Source organism: Sphingomonas sp. JC676 (genome assembly GCF_014489075.1).
GTDB lineage: Bacteria > Pseudomonadota > Alphaproteobacteria > Sphingomonadales > Sphingomonadaceae > Sphingomonas.
Genome location: NZ_JACTGR010000001.1, coordinates 1,337,265 through 1,356,750 on the forward strand (window position 1 = coordinate 1,337,265; position 19,486 = coordinate 1,356,750).

The window sequence follows — 19,486 nt, forward strand, 5'->3', positions numbered from 1 at the left end:
ATGCAAAGGCTTTGTCACGGCAACGCCACGGGTCCCGCTCGCGATTTGACCCCGGTCAATTATTCATATTATATCCTACACACAATCGGCTGAGGCCAGCGGCAGCCCGTCCAGAAGAGACGGCGTCCGCGATCTGGGAGAGTTGAGTGCCCGAAAATCCGTTGGCCGATGCCCGCGCTCGATTCCCGGATTCGCCGCACACTGCGCTCGCGCGCCCGTCGTGAAGAAGGCCAGATTCCACGTCGCGCCAAAATCCGGCTGCCCCAACACCATCCTCCGCCTTGATCGATCCGAGGAGATTGAATTTTATGCCCGGTAACCCACTCCTCGGCGTCTTCTTCCACTGGCTCGGCGGCTTCGCCTCGGCCAGCTTCTACGTGCCGTATCGCGGCATCCGGAAATGGAGCTGGGAGATCTTCTGGATCACCGGCGGCATCTTCTCCTGGTTGCTGGCACCGTGGTTTTTCGCCTCGATCCAGACCAACGACCTGATGGGCGTGATGGCGCAGGTCCCTGGCCGTACCGTCGGCCTGTGCGTGCTGTTTGGCATGCTCTGGGGTTTTGGCGGGCTCACCTACGGCCTCACTATGCGCTATCTCGGCCTGTCGCTGGGCATGGCGGTGGTGCTGGGGCTCTGTACGGTCTTCGGGACGATCATCCCGCCGATCTTCCAGGGCGATTTCGCCTCCAAGCTGCTCGATACACCGAGCGGACTGTACATCCTGCTCGGCCTCGGCATCACGCTGGCCGGCATCATCGTGGTTGCCCTTGCGGGCGCCAGCAAGGACAGTGCGCTCTCGCCCGAGCAAAAGGCTGCGGCGATCGCCGAGTTCGACTTCAAGAAGGGTGTCGCGGTCGCAATATTCTCCGGCGTCATGTCGTCCTGTTTCGCCTTCGGCCTCGCGTCGGGCGAACCGATCAAGGCGCTTTCCGCCGCCGCCGGCACCGGCCCCTTGTGGACCGGCCTGCCGACGCTCTGCCTGGTCATGTTCGGCGGGCTGATCACCAACGCGGTGTGGTGCACCTGGCTGATCGTCAAGAACCGCAGCGCCGGTGAATTCATCGGCCGTGCGGGGCCCGCGGCGGATGCCGACGGTACGCCCCCGCCGCTGCTGCGCAACTATCTCCTCGCCGCACTGGGCGGTACGCTCTGGTACTTCCAGTTCTTCTTCTACACGATGGGCGAGAGCCAGATGGGCAAGTTCGGCTTCTCGTCCTGGACGCTGCACATGGCCTCGATCATCATCTTCGGTACGCTTTGGGGCTTCGGCTTCAAGGAGTGGAAGGACGCCGCCCCGCGCGTCCGCGCGATGGTTTGGTTCGGCATCTTCCTGCTCGTCTTCGCCACCGTCGTCATCGGTTACGGCAACATGTTGGGGACCAAGGCATGACCACGCGCCGCCAATTCCTGACCACCACCGGCACCGCTGCGGCGCTCGCGGCCGTCCCCGCGCGCGCCGCGGCACCCTCTGCACTGGCCGTCGTCGACCTCCGCGCCGAACATGTGACCGATCTGCTCGGCACCGATGTCGCCAAGCCCCGCTTGTCCTGGCGGATCGAAGGTCCGGATCGCGGTGTCTCCCAGAGTAGCTACCGCATCCGCGCCGGGACCGCAGCGGGCAAGGCCGATCTATGGGACAGCGGCGCCATCGCCTCCAATGCCAGCTTCGACATCGTCTGGGGCGGCGCTCCGCTGAAATCGATGCAGCGCGTGTCGTGGACTGTCGAAGTGACCGACAGCCGAGGCGGCGAGGCACGCTCCGCGCCGGCATGGTTCGAGACCGGCCTGTTTGCGCCCGAAGACTGGCACGCCGACTGGATCGAAGCGGAGGACGCCCTCGCCGCCGCCGATCGTGCGGCAGGCGTGCAATGGGTGTGGACCGAGAAAGCGCTCGATTCCCGCCCACATGCCTTCCGCGTCGATTTTGACGTGCCTGCGGACTTCGAGCGCGCCGAAATCCTGATCTCCGGCAAGGATCATATGCGGGGCGTCTGGATCAACGGCGAGAGCAAGAATCCCGATGCGCTGCCGCTCGGGTTGGGCTGGGACACGATGCTGCCCTTCTGGGGCACGCTGCTTTCGTTCGAAGGCAATATCCGCCCCGGCCGCAACAGCGTCTGCGCGCTGGTCGAGGCCGAGACGACAGGCTTCTTCCCCGTCGATGGCGGCGCCTTCGCGGCACTGATCCGTATCCACCGCAAGGGCGGCAAGATCGACCGCATCGTCAGCAGCGGCTGGCGCGTCATGCCCAACGCGCCGAAAGGTTGGACCGCGCCCGGCTTCGACGCCAGCGGCTGGGAGCGCCCGCAGAAGAGCGGCTCGCACGCGGACAGCGATCCGCGCCCGTCCGAACCCGCGATGCTGCTGCGGACCGGCTTCACCCCGAAGCAGAAGGTGGTCGCGGCGCGGCTCTATGCGACGGCGCTCGGCGCCTATGATGCACGGATCAACGGCAAGCGCGTCTCCACCGCGCATCTCGCGCCCGAGATCAGCGTCGCCAGGGATCATGTCTTCTACCAGACCTACGACGTCACCAAGTTGATCGCGCCCGGCGAGAATGCCCTGGGCGTGGTGGTCGGCGACGGCTGGTACGCCAGCGCTTTTGGCTGGCGGATGGAGCGCTACGGCTTTGGCCCGGCGCCGCGCCGGCTGCGTGCGCAGCTCCGGCTCGACTATGAGGACGGCTCGCACGACTGGATCGCGACGGGACCGGCTTGGCGCATCGGCAATTCGCCTATCCTCAAATCCGATATCTATAACGGCGAGACCTTCGACGCACGGCTGCGCACCCCGGGCTGGGACGCGCCGGGCTTCAATGCCTCGGCCTGGGCACCGGTAAAGGTAGGAAGCGCGCCCAGGACCAGGCTGATCGCCCAGACCTCGCCCTTGCTGACTCCCAACATGACGCGCCGTCCGGTCAAGGTGAGCGAACCCCTTCCCGGCCGCTTCGTCTTCGATTTCGGCCAGAACTTTTCCGGCTGGGTCCGGATCAAGGCCAAGGGTCCGGCAGGCGCCACCATCACCGCCCGCTTTGCCGAACTGCTCAAGAAGGACGGCAGCGCCGACCAGTCCAACCTCCGCCTTGCGGAATGCACCGATCGCTTCATCATGCGCGGGGATGCGGAGGGCGAGACGTTCGAGCCGCACTTCACCTATCACGGCTTCCGCTATGTCGAGATCGAGGGCTACCCCGGCAAGCCTACGGCCGCCGATATCGAGGGCGTCATCGTCTACAGCGACTGCCGCAAGACCGGAGAGATGCGCTTCGCCGCGCCTCTGCTCCAGAAAATCTGGCAGAATGCCGAATGGAGTCAGCGCTCGAACTTCTTCGCGGTGCCCACCGACTGCCCCCAGCGCGACGAACGCATGGGCTGGATGGGCGACATCCAGGTGTTCCTCGACGCCGCCGCGTTCAACATGGAGGTTGATCCGTTCATCCGCCGCTTCCTGACCGAGGTACGCGCGGCGCAGCGCAAGGACGGCGCCTATCCGATCGTCGTGCCGCAGCCGAATTCCTTCCCCGACGTGGTCACCGCCGGTTGGAGCGAGGCGGGGATCATCCTCCCCTATCGTCTGTGGCAGCGCTATGGCGACACCGCGGTGATCGACGAGAATTGGGCGGCGATGGAAGGCTGGATGGCCTATGTCGCCCGCGACAATCCCGACTTCATCTGGCGCAAGGACCGCGGGCTCGATCTCGGCGACTGGCTCTCGGTCGACGCGATCAAGCCCGACGACGAGACCACCCCCCGTATCCTGTGCGCCACCGCCTATTGGGCGTGGTGCGCGCAGTTGCTCGCCGAGATGGCGACCGCCACCGGCCGCACCGCCGACGCCGCGCGCTACACCGATCTGCGTGGCAAGATCATCCAGGCGGCACAATCGCTGCTCAAGCCCGACGGCACCGCCGGCAATGGCAGCCAGACCAGCCAGGTGCTGGCACTGCACTGTGGCCTCACGCCGGCCGCGCAACGTCCGGCCGCGGCGAAGATCCTCGCCGCCGAGATCCGCGGGCGCGGTATGAAGCTGTCGACCGGCTTTCTCGGCACACCCTATCTGCTCGACGTGCTCGCCGAAGCGGGCGAACTGGAAGTGGTCAGCGGCCTGCTGCTCCAGACCGGCTATCCGAGCTGGGGCTATATGCCGGTCAAGGGTGCGACGACGGTGTGGGAGCGCTGGAACGGCGATGTCGGCGACGTCGCGATGAACAGCTACAACCATTATGCGCTCGGCGCGGTGGTCGGCTTCTTCTATCGCCGCCTCGCCGGCATCGCGCCGGCGGCGCCCGGCTTCCGCCGCATCGCCATTCGCCCGCTATGGCTGCCCAAGGTCGGCAAGGTGTCGGCCAAGTATGAATCGTGCATCGGCACGATCGCGACCGAAGTGAATGGCGATGCGCAGGGCCTCACCAGCCTTTCGCTCACCATTCCGGCCAACGCCGTCGCCGAAGTCGAACTGCCCGCCCGCGCCTGGCGCGAGGGCAGCCGCGCGATCGACGGCCATCCCGACATCAGGAATTTGCGCCGCGACGGCGACCTCGTCCGCTTCGAGGTCGGCTCGGGCGAGTATCGCTTCACGATCTAATCAGAGGAACTATCCGTGCCCACGCTTGGTCTCATCCATAACTCGCCGGTGCTGGCACCCGTGTTCAACGAAATCGCCGCCCGGATCATGCCCGACGTCCGGATCCTGCATTTCGTCGACGAGAGCACGATCAAGAACACGATCGCGGCGGGCCATCTCCAGAAGGCGACGATGCGCCAGGTGATCCGACTGGTCGGCTCCACCTTCGATGCCGGGTGCGACGTCGCTTTGGTCACCTGCTCCTCGATCGGTGCAGCGGTCGAGATGGCGGCACAGCTCTATGACCAGCCCGTGCTTCGCGTCGACCGCGCGATGGCCGAGAAGGCAGTGGCCACGGGTAACCGGATCGGCGTGGTAGCCACCCTGTCGACCACACTCACGCCTACCGCCGATCTGATCGGCCGCGTTGCAGAGGAACAAGGCAAGCATGTCGAGATCGTCGAGCACCTCTGCGAAGGCGCGTTCGAAGCGGTGATGGCCGGCGACGGCGCCACGCACGATCGCATCGTCGGCGAAGGGCTGACCAAGGGCATGGCCGGCATGGATGTGATCGTGCTTGCCCAGGCTTCGATGGCGCGCGTCGTCGCCTCGCTGCCGGAAGGTGCTGTCGCGGCACCGGTCCTCGCCAGCCCTGAGCTCGGCATGGAGCATGCCCGCGACGTGCTCGCGAGCTTGGCGAAGTGAAGAAGCGGCGCATCGTCCTCGGTTTCCTGGCCGTCCTATCGATCATCACTTTCATCGATCGGATGGCGATCGCAGTCACCGGCCCGACGATCCAGAAGGATTTGGGAATCAGCCCCCAACAATGGGGCTGGATCTTGAGCGCCTATGTCATCGCCTATGCCGTGTTCGAGGTGCCGTCGGGCGCGATGGGCGACAAGCATGGCTATCGCAAGGAGCTCACCCGGATCACGCTTTGGTGGTCGTTCTTCACGGCGATCACGGCGGTGTGCCGCAATTTCTGGCAGCTGGCCGCCGCGCGTTTCCTGTTCGGCCTCGGCGCGGCCGGTGCCTATCCCAACATGTCCGGCGTGCTCTATCGCTGGCTGCCAGCACGCGAGCGGGCGCGCGGCCAGGGCGTGATCTGGGCCGCGAGCCGGTTCGGCGGCGCGCTCGCTCCGCTGCTGCTGGTGCCGGCGAACCACTATCTCGGTTGGCAGGTGGTGTTCGTCCTCCTCGGCGCGCTGGGCTTCATCTGGGCGATCGCATGGCGGGGCTGGTATCGCGACCGGCCCGCCGACCAGCCGGGCATCACCGCCGAGGAAGTCGCGGATATCGGTACGGACGACAGCGGCCATTCGGGCACACCGTGGCGCCGTCTGCTCAGCCTGCCGCAGCTCTGGCTGATCGCACTCGCTTATTGCTTCTATGCATTCGGCAGCTGGTTCTTCTTCGGCTGGTTCCCAACCTGGATGGTCAAGGGCGCCGGCTTCACGGTCGGCGAAATGGGGCTCTACGGGTCGATCCCCTTCCTGCTCGGCATCGTCGGCAATCTGGCGGGCGGCGTACTGTGCGACAGGCTGGCCGAACGCATCGGCATCCGCCGTGCCTATAGCCTGATTGCCAGCGTCTGCCTGACGATCACCGCGGCGCTTCTCGTGGCGATGAGCTTGGCGACCGGCAAGATCGCGATCATCGTTCTGGCCGGCGCCGCCTTCATGATCATGGACCTGATGCTCCCCGCCGCCTGGGCGATGTGCATGGCGATCGGCGGGCGCTATGGCGGCACCGCCAGCGGGGTGATGAACACTGCCGGCAATCTGGGCGGTTTCGTCTGTTCGGTCGCGTTCGGCTATGTCGTCGCCGCCACGGGCAACTATAACCTGCCACTGCAGGGCGTGGCTGCCATGGTGCTGGTCGCCGCCGGTCTCTTCGTGCTGATCGATTGCACCAAGGGCTTCGATCACAAGGCGCCGCCCGAATTGGCTCCGGCGACGCTGTAGTAAAGCCGTGCTCCTGCGAAAGCAGGAGCCTAGAGCCACGGGCGCTTCGCTTGTGATACCGGACTCCTGCTTTCGCAGGAGCACCGGTTTAGCGACCGCGCCGCACGACCTCGAAAAAGTCCTCGCCGCCCATCTGGCCGCCCTTCAGCACCAGCTCGAGCCCGTCGATCGCGGGCTCCGAGGCATGGGCGCGAACCAGCGGGGAGCCTGGCGCCATCGGCGCCGCCCAGGTCAGTGCGTCGATGCCCAACTCCGCCACCCCATGGCTCGACGTGTCGCCGCCCGCGAACAGGATGCGGCGAAGGCCCTGACGCTTGATCACGGCCTGCGCAACGCGTCCCAACGCTGCGCCCAGCAAATCCCCGGCCGCCGGCGCGGCATCACCAAGCGGGCCTTCCGCCGAATGGATCACGCAGCGACCACCGGCGGTCAGGGCAGCTTCGGCGGCAGCCGCAAGGCGCGCCTCTTCGCTTTGTTCGCCGCGCAGCAAAGCCGCAACATCGACGCCGACTCCGACATAGCCCTCCGCGATACCCCGCCCGATCTGCCGTCCGGTAAGCGGGGAGCAGCTGCCGCTCACAACGAGCAGGCGATCCACTTCCCCCGCACGCGCAAGCTCGCTCGGCGTCTCGATCGTGCCGTTCGCCTGCCACTCGATCACCAGCGCGCGCGTCACGCCCGAACTGCCGACCGCGAACCGCGAGCCCCGCGACGACAAGATCGCTCCCGCAGTGGCAAGATCGGGGATGTCGATCCCGTCGAACAGCACCGCACCGTCGGTCACGGCATCGAATGCCGCAGCCGCCTCCCCGGCATGAATGCGGTCGATAGGCACCAGAGCGACCGACATGTCGGTCTGCAGCGCGAGATGGCGGCGCAGGTCCGCCTCGTGCATCGGCGTCACCGGGTGGCGCGACATCGTCGGGTGGCGGTCGATGCGATAGACCTCGTCGCCCGCTGCTGCGAACAGATTGCCGAACGCGACATAGCGCCGCAGATGCGGCGCGCCGACCAGGATCGGCACGATCCCGCCGAACGCACGCGCGCCGATCTCCATCGCACGGCCGATCGAACCCACGGCCGGGCTGCTGTCGAAGGTCGAGCAGGTCTTGTAGTGGACGATGGCCGCATCGCCGAGTGCGGCGAAGGCCTCGGGGAGGTTGGCGTCCATCCATTCGGGCGAGCGGCTCCGGCTGTCGCCCGCAAGCCCGATCGCACGCACATCGGCGAAGCGCGCTCGCAGCGCGGCGTCAGGCTTGCGCAGGAACAGGACGGCGGGAACGCCGCCCTCGGCAAGTTGCTCCAGGACGTCGGTCGATCCCGTGAAGTCGTCGCCGTAATAGCCGTAAAGGGGCGTCACCCCGCGAATGCTCCCAGCGCCGCCCGCAGCTCCGGCGCCTCGCGCGCAGCCTGGTCGAGCGGCACCCCGGCGATCGCGGCGTCCCATGCCTGGCGAAGCGCGGTCACGCCCGCCGCGGGCCCGCTCGGATGCGCGAGGATGCCACCGCCCGCCGCATAGATCAGATCGATCGAACCCAGCGCCGCATAGGTCGCGTGCACCTGCTTCGCGGACTGGCCGGATGAGAAGACCGGCATGATCTCGCAGCCCGGATTGGGCGGATCGAACATCGGCGTCAGGCATTCCCGCGCCGAAGCGATCACGCTCTCGTTCGTCTCGCAGAACTTGTTGTCAAGCCCGTTGACATGGGTGTGGTCGATGCCGGCTAAGCGCCACATCTTCTGGAACGCGACATAGCTCATCCCGATAGCGGGCGAGCGGCCGAGCATGCCCCAGCCGTTGCGGTGGCCGTGGATCGGCAGCTGGCTGTGCGCGCGCAGCACCTTCATTGCCGGCAGGCCAATCGAGTTCATGCTCGCCATGATGCAGGTGCCGCCCTCGGCCATCACATGATCGTGTCGCGCCAGCATCTCGTCGATGTCACCGGTCAGATTGGCGGCATACATCACCCTCTTGCCGGTACGATCGGCATGCGCGTTGATGACGCGCATCACCGCGGAGACACGCGCGTTGAACGGACAGGCGGGACCATCGGCCTGCAGCTCGTCGTCCTTGATGAAATCGATGCCTGCGTCGAGCAGCCCCTTCACCTGCGCGGCGGTCGCCTCGGGATCGAGCCCGACGCTCGGCTTGATGATCGTGCCGATCAACGGCCGGTCATAGACATTGGCGAGCACGCGCGTACCTGCCACGCCGAACTGTGGCCCCTCATAGCGCGTCAGGAATACCGGCGGCAGTTTGAGATCGAGCAGCTTGAGCCCCGAAAAGGCCTTCAGCTCGGAGAGATTACCGGCGACCGTCGCGAGCAGGTTGGGCAGCGACGGTCCGAAATTATGGACCGGCCAGGACAGCACGACGCGCGCGGTGCGACGACGGCCATCGCCGCCGCCCTTGGGCAGGCCCGAACCGGGAAGCGAGGGCCCCGAAGCATCCTCCAGTTCCTCGATCGATTCGACAGTCGCCGAATGCGCCTCGCGCAGCGCGACGGTCTCGCCGGGCACTCGCACGAAGGTGCCGGTCGATTGTTCACCCGCCATTGTTTCCGCCGCCTGCGCGAGCGGAAACGCCGTTTCGATCCAGTAGGTAGCGGTGACGCGGTCAGCCATTATGCGATCTTGAAATAGGTGTTGTAGCGTTCGGTATCGACCGCGAAATACGGCACGAACACCAGGTCGCGCCCATCGACGCCGGCGCGATACGCCTGTTGCTGGCCGGGAACCGGTGCGAGCGCGCCGGGCAATGCGATCGGTTGGTTTTCGATGCCGTCCCAAGGATTGACGCCGACATACATTACCGCACCGCGCATTACCGCCGCGAGATCGGGATTCTGGTCGTCGATCGCGTGCGTCCGCAGCGTCTGCGGCAGGACGAGATCGACGGTATCGCCCGCCTTCCACGTCCGCGAGACCGTCGCCAGCGTGCCCGGCGTCACCGCCTGCGCCTTGCCGTTGACCGCGAGCGTCGCGCCCTTCGCCCAAGCCGGGACGCGCAACCTCATCGCGAACCTGCCATTGCCCGCCTTGCGCACCGTCAGGCGCGTCGAATCGGTCGCCGGATAGCTGGTCTCTTGTGCCACCTGGACCGCGCCCCCGGCGCGATCCCAGGTGACCTCGGACGTCGCGAACATGTTCACGACCAGCGCATTGTCATCGTGGAAATACAGTCCCTGCACATAATCGGCGACGCCCTGCACCAGCGTGCCCGAACAGCAGGGCCATTTCTTTTGATAATAGAGTTTGTCGGCGTTCGGGCCGTAGTTCGAATAATAGGGATAATCGCCGTCGCTGTCGGGCAGGCGCGTCGCCAGCATCGTATTGTAGAGCGTGCGCTCGAGCCCGTCGCCATATACCGGCTGGCCGGTGAACCGGATCAGATAGCGCGCCAGCTTCATATCGGCGAAGGCGCCGCACGGCGTCTCGAAATGCGCCTTGGACGATTTGAGCGTCGCGGCGAGCTTGCCCTTGTGCAGCTCGACGAACTGCTCCTCCGGCCCCCAACCGCCCGAAGCGAAGCGCTGCGGTTCCATGAACGTCCAGGCATTCTCGAGCGCCTTGCGATACTTCGGATCGCCCAGGTGCAGATAGGCCTGCGCGCCCGAGCTCAGCGCGATCGTGTGGCTATAGGCATGCTTGGTCGGCAGCACGTCTTGGCCAGCCGCGAGCGGATCGAACCATTCCTTGTTGAGGAGATAATGCACCGCCATGGCGCGATATTTCTCGTCGCCGGTGATGTCCGCGACGTGGAACAGATTCTCCGACAGGACATAGGTCTCGTCATAGGGCGGATCGACCTTGCCGATCCGGTCGCGCGAGACCGGCGAGATATAGGGCATGCACTTGTCGATGATGATCGGTAGCAGCTCCTTGGCCCGCTGCACGCCGCTCAGCTGATACGCGTCGACCAGGCCGACAACGTACTTGTCCATCACATAGGCCGCCCACTGCGCCTGCGCCTTGGGGCCGGCATAGGGGTTCTTGGCTCGGACCATCGCTTCGCCGAAGCCGTCGACCAGGGCCGCGACCTTGGCATGCGCGGCCTTGTCGTCGGTCGCGGCCGCGAGGCGCGCGAGGCCCGAGACATATTGGCCGAAGGCGAGACCCGGCACGAAGCCGTCGGCATCGTACCAGCCGCCCATGTCTGGTCCCGGCGCCGGCAGCCCGGCATTCTGGCGGAAGACCTTCAGCAGGCGATCATTGTCGAGCGCCAGATAATGCGAATGGATGCGGTCGTAATGCTCCTTGATCCGTCCGGTACCGGTGAGCTTCACTGCGCCATAGGGAAATTCGTGCAGCGCTTCTGCGCCGCGCAGCGCAGCAGCCGCAGCACCGGCCCAAGCCGCCGAAGGCAGCGCCGCTGCGCCAACCGCGGTTGCCGCGCAGGCCGCGCAATGGAAGAAATCCCGCCTCGAAACGCCCTCGCCCACATCCATCTCCTCGTTCGAACCTTGTCCGATTATCACTGGCGTTTAGCCCGCCAGACCGGATATACCCCTATTCATATCATAATATAAATGGCAAGGGGTGGTATGATCTGTAGGCCAGTAGCGATAGCACTTACCCTGCTATTGAGCAACGTAGCCGCGCATGCGGCACCTTCGCATACCGTCGACTTCCCCTCCCGCGCGACTGCATTCGCCGATCGCGCGGCGATTGCGGTGGGTATCTCCTGGTATCCCGAGCAATGGCCGGAGAGCCGCTGGGAGGCCGATCTCGCGCTCATGAAGGCGACCGGGTTCAACACCATCCGGATGGGCGAGTTCGCCTGGAGCCGGATGGAGCCCGAAGAGGGCAAGTTCGACTTCGCCTGGCTCGATCGTGCGATCGGCGCCGCGCAGCGCCACGGCTTCATGGTCGTGCTCGGCACGCCTACCGCGTCGCCGCCGGCCTGGCTCACCCAGAAATATCCCGACGTGCTGCGCGTCGACGAGAGCGGCACGCGCGCCGGACATGGCGCGCGGCGGCACTTCTCGTTCGCCAGCCAGCGCTATCGCGATTTCTCGCGCCGCATCGCCACCGAGATGGCGAAGCGCTACGGCAAGAACCCGGCGGTGGTCGGCTGGCAGATCGACAACGAGGTCGGCCCGCCCTCATTCGACGACGAGTCCGTCGCCGCCTGGCATGCCTTCCTCAAAGCGCGCTACGGCACGATCGACGAACTCAACCGCCGCTGGGCGACGCAATATTGGAGCCAGTTCTACAACAGCTTCGATCAGGTGCCGCTCCACGCGACCGGCCAGCAAAACCCCGGCCTGCTGCTCGACTTCAAGCATTTCACCACCGCGACCTGGACCGACTATATCCAGAACCAGGTCCGCGCGATCCGGCCGCTGGTCGATCCCCACGCGTTCATCACTACCAACACGATGTTCTGGAACGCGGGCTTCGACCATTTCGTCATGCACCGCGATCTCGATATCGCCGCATGGGACAATTACATCCCGGACGGCCGCCCGAACTGGGTGGCGAACGGCGCCAATCACGATCTCGTTCGCGGCTACAAGCAGCGCAATTTCTGGCTGATGGAGACGCAGCCCGGCCGGGTCGACTGGGTGCCGGTCAACCGCGCGCTCGATCCCGGCCAGGTGCGCGAGCTCGCCTGGCAATCGGTGGCGCACGGCGCGGACGCGGTGCTCTACTGGCAGTGGCGCCCCTCGCCGAACGGCCAGGAGACCTATCACGGATCGGTCCTGGGTCAGGACGGCCAACCCAATCCGATCCAGCCCGAGATCGCCCATGTCGCCAGCGACCTGATCAAGGCCACGCCCCTCCTCGCCGATACCCAGCCGGTGGCGAAGGTGGCGATGCTCTTCTCCTATGACAGCCGCTGGGCGATCGACCTGCAACGCCACCACAAGGATTTCGACCCGGTCAAGGCGTTCACCGATTTCTATCGGCCGCTCCGAGTGCAGTCGCAGGGCGTGCACATCCTTCCCGCCGAAGCCGATCTGGCGCGCTACCCGCTGGTCGTGGCGCCCAATCTCAACGTGCTGACCGAGACGCAGGCAAAGGCGCTCGAAGCCTATGTCCGCCGCGGCGGACACCTCGTGCTCGGCCCACGCTCGGGGATGAAGGACGATGCCAACGCGCTCTGGCCCGAGCGCCAGCCCGGGCCGCTAGCCGCGCTGCTCGGCGCGAGGGTCGCGCAATATTATGCGCTCGATCAGGGCGTCAGCATCACCGGTTCGGTGACGGGCAAAGCTGCGATCTGGGCCGAAGAGCTCGAACCCACTGCGCGCGACGTCCGCACCCTCGCCACCTATGCCGATGCCGGGGGATGGCTCAACGGCAAGCCGGCGATCGTGACGCGCAATGTCGGCAAGGGCAGCATCACCTATGTCGGCGCATGGCTCGATCCGGAGACGATGGCCAAGCTCGCCGCATCTTTGCTCGCCGACGCCAAGGTGACGCCGCTGGTCGCCGGCGCCCACGCCGATTTCGAGATCGCCGAGCGCGCCGGTGCCGGCAAGCGCATCCTGATCGCCATCAATCATGGCAGTGTCGCGCATGCTCTGGCACTACCGGCCGGCGCCAAGCCGGCCGGGGGCGATTGGGCCGATGGCCAGGTGCCGGCGCACGGCATCGCCCTGTTCCAACTCGCCCCGGAGGCTCGCCAATGAAGACCACTCTCCTGGCCCCTACCCTGTTCGGCTTGTTTGCGCTCACGGCGGCGCACGCGGTCGTACCCGATCGCTGGGTGCCCGCCTGGGCTTCCCCGCCGATCGGCTATGAGCCCGATACGCGCGACGGCAAGGGATTCGGCCGCCCGTTCAAGGACGAGACCGTGCGCCAGGAAATCCGCGTCGGCGTGACCGGCAGGAGCGTGCGGGTGCGCTTCACCAACGAGCTTTCGGACGCGCCGCTGCGCATCGGCGCGGCCTCGATCCTGCGCCTCGACGCGGACGGCAAGCCTGTTCCCGGCAGCCTGCGTTCGCTGCAGTTCGGGCAGGCCCGTGGCGTCACGGTGCCAGCCCGCGCGCCGATGCTATCCGATCCGATCGCCTATCCGGTCCAGGCCGGCGAGCGCGTCGCCGTCTCGATCCATTATCCCGACGAGACCGCCGCCCCCGCGCATGCCCAGATGGTCGATGTCGCAGCCGGCGATGTCACGGCGATGCTCAACCTGCCCGCGCCGCGCCATGCTCGTGCCTCGGGCGTGGTCAGCGCACTGGAGGTCGGCGGCACGACCGCTACGCGCGTGCTGGTGACCTTCGGCGATTCGATAACCGAAGGCGCCGGCGCCTCGCCCGGCAAGGCGATGAGCTGGCCCGATCAGCTCGGTCGGATGCTCGCCGCCAATGCGCGCGGACGCTGCTGGGCGATCGCCAATGCCGGCATCAGCGGCAACCGCCTGCTCAGCAGCGGGCGCGGGCCGAACGCCCTGTCGCGGCTGGATCGCGATGCATTGTCCGTGCCCGGTGCAACGCACATCGTCGTGCTCGAAGGCATCAACGATATCGGCAAGGTCAAGGACCCCGCCAAGGACTGGCAGCCCACCGCGCCGCAGCTGATCGCGGCGTATGAGCAGATCCTCGCCCGGGCGAAGGCGCGCGGGCTCAAGGTCATCTTTGGCACGGTGCTGCCCTATGAGGGCGCCGCCTATGCCTCTCCAGAAGGCGAGCAGCGCCGCGAGGCGGTCAACCGCTGGATCCGCGCCAACACGCGGCGCTTCGACGGCGTGATCGATTTCGATCTCGCGATGCAGGAGCCAGGCAAGCCGACGGTGATGCGCCTTCCCGAGCAGATCGGCGACCATCTCCACCCGAACGATGCCGGCTATACGCGTATGGCCAAGACGGCGCTGCCGGTGATCCTCGCCCAGGGTTGCTGATCGTGGAGCGGTCGCGGGTTACGCCGCGGCCGCCTCGAACACGTAGCGCCCGGAACCGACGATGAGCGTTGCGGTGCCGGCCATGTCCAGTGCCTTCACGACGCCCGCGGCGCTCCTGGCCGGGGCGCCGCTCTCGCGGATGCGGCCGAGCGGCACGGGAAGCCGGATCACCGCCTGCGCGCCCGGCGGAACCTCGATCTCGAACCGGATCGCCATACCCTGCCGCCGCCATGCGCTGCGGATCGGCCCGAGCACCGAATCATAGCTCGCCCCGGCGGATTCGAGTCCCGGTACGGTTTGCGGCGCGATCGTGATCGCCGGCGCCGCGCGATTCCAGAAATCCACCTTGATCCCGGCCAGCCCGATGTAGAGCCACGCCAGCGCGTGCCCCAGCATGAAGTGGTTCTGCGAGCCGCCGAGCTTTGGGTCCCAATTCTCGGTAAGGGCAGTCGCGCCGGCCATGACCTGCGCGCCGTAGCTCGGCGCATCGGTGCGCGAGAGCATCCCGTGCAGCACTTCGGGCGCGCCATGCTCGGCCAACGCACGCACGACATAGTGAAAGCCGATATCGCCGGCGGAGACGTGATCGCCTCGCGATCGAATATCCGCGACGAGGCTGGCGAGAACCCGCTTCTCCTGCCCCGCCGGAACCATGCCCAGCGCAAGCGGCATCGCGTTCGCGGTCTGGCTTCCTGTGTCGTAGCTGCCCTTGTCGGCATGGAAATAGGCCGCGTTGAACGCAGCCTTGACGTTCGCCGCCCGCCGCTGGAAGTCGGCGACTTCCGCCGCGGGTCGCCCGAGCAGCCGCGCGATCTCCACCAGGCAGGTCAGCATCTGATAATAAGTGGCGGTCGCCGTCACCCCCATCGTCGTCAGCTGCGTGCGCTTGCCTTCCGCGCGCGGCCCGAGATCGAGCCAGTCGCCCAGGCCATAGACCACCAGCCCGTCCCCGGTGCGCTTTCCCTCGATATGATCGGCATAGCGCCGCATCGCGGGATAGCCGCTCTCCAGCACGCTCGGATCGCCGTACATCCTGTACGTCTTCCACGCCGCGATCACCACCGCGCCGCCCCATTCGGGCGAATCGCGATACATCTCGTCGACGCCCAGGAACTGGACGAACTCCGGCGCGATCTCGGGAATCTGGCCGCTCGGCAATTGCGCGTCGACGATATCGGCGATCGTCTTCTCGTAGAGCGTCACGCCGTCCTCGATATAGAGGACGGTCTCGGCGTTGAGCTGGTCCTGCTCGAGCCAGCCGAGCTTCTCGCGGTGCGGGCAATCCGTGAACACGCTCGCGCTGTTGCTGAGCACCGCCTGCTTGATCAGGTCGTGCACCTGGACGAGCAGTTCCTGGCTGGATTCGAAGCGCCCGCTTTGGCGCAGATCGGTGTGGACGAACTCGCTCGCGAGGCTGACGACGGCCACGTCGTTCGGCCCGGCGCGCTCGGCTGGCACTGCGCCCTCGACCTGCAGATAGCGTGACCCGCAATACATGAAGCGCGGTCGCCAGACCTCCTCGCCGCGCCCGGCCAGCGTATAGGCGTAATAGACCGGCAGGCCCGGCCGTGCGCCGATGCTGCGCGGCGCGATCAAGCCATCGCTGCCGAGCACTTCGGACGGGCTCAGGCGAATCGTCGCGCCGGCAGGCCCGCGCACTTTCAAGGCCAGCCTGCTCGCGGCATTCTTGCCAAAATCATAGACGAACACGCCCGGCTTCGGCTCGGTGATCCGGACGGTCGGATAAATCGTGTCGACCGTCATCGGCGGGATGCCCTGCGCCTTGAGCCTGCCCGGCGGCCCATCGACCAGCAGCACGGGCGACCAGCCCTCCGTCGCCGCCTCGGCGCGATTCCAGTTCGCGATTTCGCGCTGCGCGTCATGATCCTCGCCGCCATAGATCGACGAGAAGGTGATCGGGCCGGGTCGCGTGACCCAGGATTCGTCGCTGACGATCAGCTCCCGCGTGCCGTCCGTATAGGTGATCGCAAGCTGCGCGATCAGCTTGGGTTGTCCGAAGGTGCCGACGAACTTCTTGTAGCGATCCTTGACGCCTTCGACATTGTACATGCCGTTGCCCAGCATCACGCCAATCGCGTTGGCGCCCGGCTGCAGCAGGTCGGCCACGTCATAGCTGTTGTAGAGCACAGTCTTGCGATAGTCGGTCCAGCCCGGATTGAGCATCGACTGGGTCGTCTCGTGGCCGTTGATGCTCGCCACATAATGACCGAGCCCGCTGATCGACAGGATCGCATGACGCACCGGCTTGCGGACCGCAAATCCTCGCCGGAACAACGGCATCGGCTTGGCCCCCTCGACCGCCGCGCCCTTGCGCGATTCGGCGATGCGGATCGGCCAGCCCGGCTCGGCCGCGATCCATTTCGCCTTCCATCCGCCATCACCGATCACGCCGGTGAAGAACCGCTCCGGTGCGCTCCATTGCGAGGCCCTTCCCCGCTCGTCCCACAGCATCAGCGACCACCAATAGGGCCTTTGAGAACCGAGCCGCAGGTCCCGACCGAGCCGCGCGCCGAACTTCGCGCTCTTGATCTTGCCGCTGTCCCATATGTCGCCGCGGCCGGCGGTGACGTCCGCCTCGGTGCTGGCGACTACGATACGCCACGCCGTCTGACGCAACCCGCGCGCGGCGGGATCGACCGCCTCGGCGGTCCAGCCGAAGCGGGGCCGGAGCATGTCGATCCCCTCGGGCTGCGCACGCCATTCGACGCGCGGCCGCGCGGGACGAAGGCTCACGCTACCGGGCGCGGCAAGCGCAGCCTTAGGCACGAGCGATGTAGCGAGCGTCGCAGCCATCAGGCCGCGACGGGTCAGACGGGGCGCGGTCACCGCTCGACGCGGATCAAATAGGACGTCGTGACCGGCGTGCCGACCGCGATCTCCCAGCCCGGCTCGATCATCCGGCCCTTGATCTCGGGACCCACCGGCCGCGCCGCGCCGTCCAGCGGTGTCGCGAACACGCCGATCGCGCCTTCCAGATCCTTGAACTGGATCCAGCCCGTGATCGGTTCGATCACTGTCGGCGCGGTGCCCCAATTGGTCAGCATCGCGCGCCGCTCATCCCATTTCTGGCCGGTGTTCTCGACCTTGCCGGTGGTGGTCAGCAGCATGCGGTTCGACAGGTTGAGCGGCTTGCCGTCGAGCGATGACAAAGTGATCGTCGCGAACTGGTTCTTGATGTCCGCGGACAGGTTGCGCGTCTGCACTTGCGCATTGGCGGCGATGAACCCGACCAGCGCCTGGCTGCGCGGCGTGTCGATCGACACCAGCCCGTTCTTGCCGCCGTCCGTGCGCCAGCTCAGTTCGCCGGTATCCGACACGATCGGGTTCGCCTCCGGCAACGGCGCAGGCAGCGTCGGCTTGCAGTCCAGGCAGGTGACCCGCGAGCCGTGGACCAGCGGGATCTTGATGTCGAAACCGGGGGTGTAATAGGGCATGTCCGCCCGCGGCAGCCGCGACGCCTCGCTGATCTGATCGGTCGAATAGGACCGCGTCAGCACCTTCTTCGCCGCCGACACGTCGCCGCGCAGGAAGAGCATCGCCCCGGCCGGCATCTGCGCCATCTTCACCGGGTCGAGCGTCATGTCGAAATGATCGCCGATCATCGGCGTCCATTTGCCGGTGATCTTGGTCTCGAAGGTGTAGAAGAAGATGCCGTCCCAGTCCTGGAATGCCGCATAGGACGCCAGGATTGGGATCATCTCCGAACCATAGTCACTGGGGTACGGATGGTTGACCTCACTCACCGTGTACGGCTTGCCGACCGTGGCCGAGCGCGCCAGCTTCTGGATGATCGACAGTTCAGGCGAATTGACCATCGGCTCGTTGCGCCGGCCATAGATCGCCGGGTGCTGCCAATAGACATGCGCGTCCATGATGTCGGACTTGTTTGCCGTCCGCATCAGTGGCTGGTTGGCGATGAAATAGGTATGGTCCGCCATCGGGATGATCGGCGATTTCACGCCGACCTCGTCCTTCAGGAAACGCTTCATCTCGGCATGGAAGTCGATCTCGACCTGGGTCAGGAACGCCAGCTCGGCATCGAGCCGCAACCGCGGTGCTTCCGGATGGTCGCCGCGCCGCATGAAGGGCACCTTCTCGCTGGCGCCGATGCCGGCCATGCCGCGCAGGCTGGCGATCTCCTTGGCGCTGCGGTTCTTCGCTAGCCAGTCATTGTACATGCCGACCAGCAGCGCCTGGTAATGCGGCGTCATGTCGAGTTGGAGGTTTTTGCCGTCCTTGGTGCGCTCGCCGCGCAGCCAGTTGCGCATCCAGAATTCGAGCAGCGAATTCTCGTTGACCACCTCGACGATCGCAACCGCCGGATCGTCCGCATAGCGCAGCTTGGTGTACGGGTTGAGATGCCCCAGCAGCTGCTTGGCATAGTCCTTCTGCAGCGCGATCAGCTCGGGCCCGAAATAGGTGAACGCCTTGGCTGGCCCCAGCAGCTCCGCATCGGGCACGCCGTCGCCGACAGTGAAGCGGCGCCCTACATTCAGGTTGAAGTCGACATAGATGCCGTTCTTCTTGAGCTCGGCGATCCAGTAATCGAGATTGTCGAGCCGCTCGGCGTTGAAATGCTGGCTGTCCTTCAGGTCGCCGCGGATCAGGCCACGCGGTCCATGCGTGAACGGCCCGGCGCCGGGCGCGCGGTCGCCGCCCTCGTTGCGCACTTGGCTCTCAGTATCAGGCCGGTCGAGGAAGTGCAGGCGGACACAATTGACGCCCAGCCGCGCGAGCTCCGCGGCGTAGATCTCGGCGTCATGGTGCGAGGGAATCTCCTCCGATCCCACCACCCATCCGGTCATGTTGACGCCCCAGCATTTGAAACGCTGGCCGTCGCCGCGATAAAGATGCCCGTCGCGCGCCTGGATGAAGCCGTATTTCCCCGCCGGGCCATCCAGCAGGAAGCGCGCATCCACCGCGGAATCGACGCGCTGCTCGTGGTTCACGGGATACGGCTGGAGCGGAATGTCCTGCGCGCACGCCGGCGCCGTCATGGCGATCATCGCCCCCATGCCGAGCAGACCGCGCCCGATTTCCCTGCGCTTACTGAATTTGATCATCATGCCCTCCCCTGAGCGCGGCTGCATC

General features: G+C 66.2%; 11 protein-coding genes. 6 read left to right on the forward strand and 5 right to left on the reverse strand.

The window, feature by feature from the left end; genetic code table 11:
• Positions 1-308: 308 nt before the first annotated feature.
• From rhaT to IAG41_RS06315, 4 genes are read left to right on the forward strand one after another with little or no spacing between them, the layout of a single operon-like run.
• Entirely contained in the window at positions 309-1,391 is a 1,083-nt protein-coding gene (rhaT, locus tag IAG41_RS06300; RefSeq protein WP_187727654.1) for an L-rhamnose/proton symporter RhaT, read from the forward strand.
• Positions 1,388-4,585, forward strand: a complete 3,198-nt coding sequence (locus IAG41_RS06305) for an alpha-L-rhamnosidase (protein ID WP_187727655.1) — start codon at positions 1,388-1,390, stop codon at positions 4,583-4,585. Before rhaT ends, IAG41_RS06305 begins: the two co-directional genes overlap by 4 nt.
• A gap of 15 nt (positions 4,586-4,600) precedes the next feature.
• Entirely contained in the window at positions 4,601-5,269 is a 669-nt protein-coding gene (locus tag IAG41_RS06310) for an aspartate/glutamate racemase family protein (RefSeq protein WP_316251092.1), read from the forward strand.
• Entirely contained in the window at positions 5,266-6,528 is a 1,263-nt protein-coding gene (locus tag IAG41_RS06315; protein WP_187727656.1) for an MFS transporter, read from the forward strand. Before IAG41_RS06310 ends, IAG41_RS06315 begins: the two co-directional genes overlap by 4 nt.
• A gap of 88 nt (positions 6,529-6,616) precedes the next feature.
• Here IAG41_RS06315 and IAG41_RS06320 read toward each other — a convergent pair whose 3' ends face one another.
• Genes IAG41_RS06320 through IAG41_RS06330 form a run of 3 tightly spaced genes read right to left on the reverse strand, consistent with a single transcriptional unit; the run spans position 6,617 to position 10,970 of the window.
• Positions 6,617-7,888 carry a four-carbon acid sugar kinase family protein gene (locus IAG41_RS06320; RefSeq protein WP_222950486.1) on the reverse strand — a complete coding sequence of 424 codons (1,272 nt, stop codon included), beginning with the start codon at positions 7,886-7,888 and terminating at the stop codon, positions 6,617-6,619.
• Positions 7,885-9,153: a ribulose-bisphosphate carboxylase large subunit family protein gene (locus IAG41_RS06325; RefSeq protein ID WP_187727658.1), complete on the reverse strand. Its 1,269-nt coding sequence runs from the start codon at positions 9,151-9,153 to the stop codon at positions 7,885-7,887. The genes IAG41_RS06320 and IAG41_RS06325 overlap by 4 nt, the downstream gene beginning before the upstream one ends.
• A complete protein-coding gene (locus tag IAG41_RS06330; protein ID WP_187727659.1) occupies positions 9,153-10,970 on the reverse strand; it encodes a beta-L-arabinofuranosidase domain-containing protein in 1,818 nt (605 codons plus the stop codon). The genes IAG41_RS06325 and IAG41_RS06330 overlap by 1 nt, the downstream gene beginning before the upstream one ends.
• Before the next feature lie 231 nt (positions 10,971-11,201).
• Between IAG41_RS06330 and IAG41_RS06335 the strand changes: the two genes are divergently transcribed.
• Positions 11,202-13,163, forward strand: a complete 1,962-nt coding sequence (locus IAG41_RS06335; protein ID WP_316251093.1) for a beta-galactosidase — start codon at positions 11,202-11,204, stop codon at positions 13,161-13,163.
• The gene (locus IAG41_RS06340; RefSeq protein ID WP_187727661.1) at positions 13,160-14,374 is read left to right on the forward strand and encodes an SGNH/GDSL hydrolase family protein; all 1,215 of its coding nucleotides are present in this window, start codon (positions 13,160-13,162) and stop codon (positions 14,372-14,374) included. The genes IAG41_RS06335 and IAG41_RS06340 overlap by 4 nt, the downstream gene beginning before the upstream one ends.
• An 18-nt stretch (positions 14,375-14,392) precedes the next feature.
• Here IAG41_RS06340 and IAG41_RS06345 read toward each other — a convergent pair whose 3' ends face one another.
• Positions 14,393-17,221 (reverse strand): family 78 glycoside hydrolase catalytic domain, encoded by a 2,829-nt coding sequence (locus IAG41_RS06345; protein ID WP_187727662.1) that lies wholly within the window; start codon positions 17,219-17,221, stop codon positions 14,393-14,395.
• A complete protein-coding gene (locus IAG41_RS06350; RefSeq protein WP_187727663.1) occupies positions 17,218-19,458 on the reverse strand; it encodes a hypothetical protein in 2,241 nt (746 codons plus the stop codon). The genes IAG41_RS06345 and IAG41_RS06350 overlap by 4 nt, the downstream gene beginning before the upstream one ends.
• Positions 19,459-19,486 lie beyond the last annotated feature (28 nt).

Excerpts from the sequence above, each read along its gene's own strand:
- IAG41_RS06325 (WP_187727658.1), bottom strand. The coding sequence starts at position 9,153 with ATGGCTGACCGCGTCACCGCTACCTACTGGATCGAAACGGCGTTTCCG.
- IAG41_RS06350 (WP_187727663.1), bottom strand. The coding sequence starts at position 19,458 with ATGATCAAATTCAGTAAGCGCAGGGAAATCGGGCGCGGTCTGCTCGGC.
- rhaT (WP_187727654.1), top strand. The coding sequence starts at position 309 with ATGCCCGGTAACCCACTCCTCGGCGTCTTCTTCCACTGGCTCGGCGGC.
- IAG41_RS06340 (WP_187727661.1), top strand. The coding sequence starts at position 13,160 with ATGAAGACCACTCTCCTGGCCCCTACCCTGTTCGGCTTGTTTGCGCTC.
- IAG41_RS06305 (WP_187727655.1), top strand. The coding sequence starts at position 1,388 with ATGACCACGCGCCGCCAATTCCTGACCACCACCGGCACCGCTGCGGCG.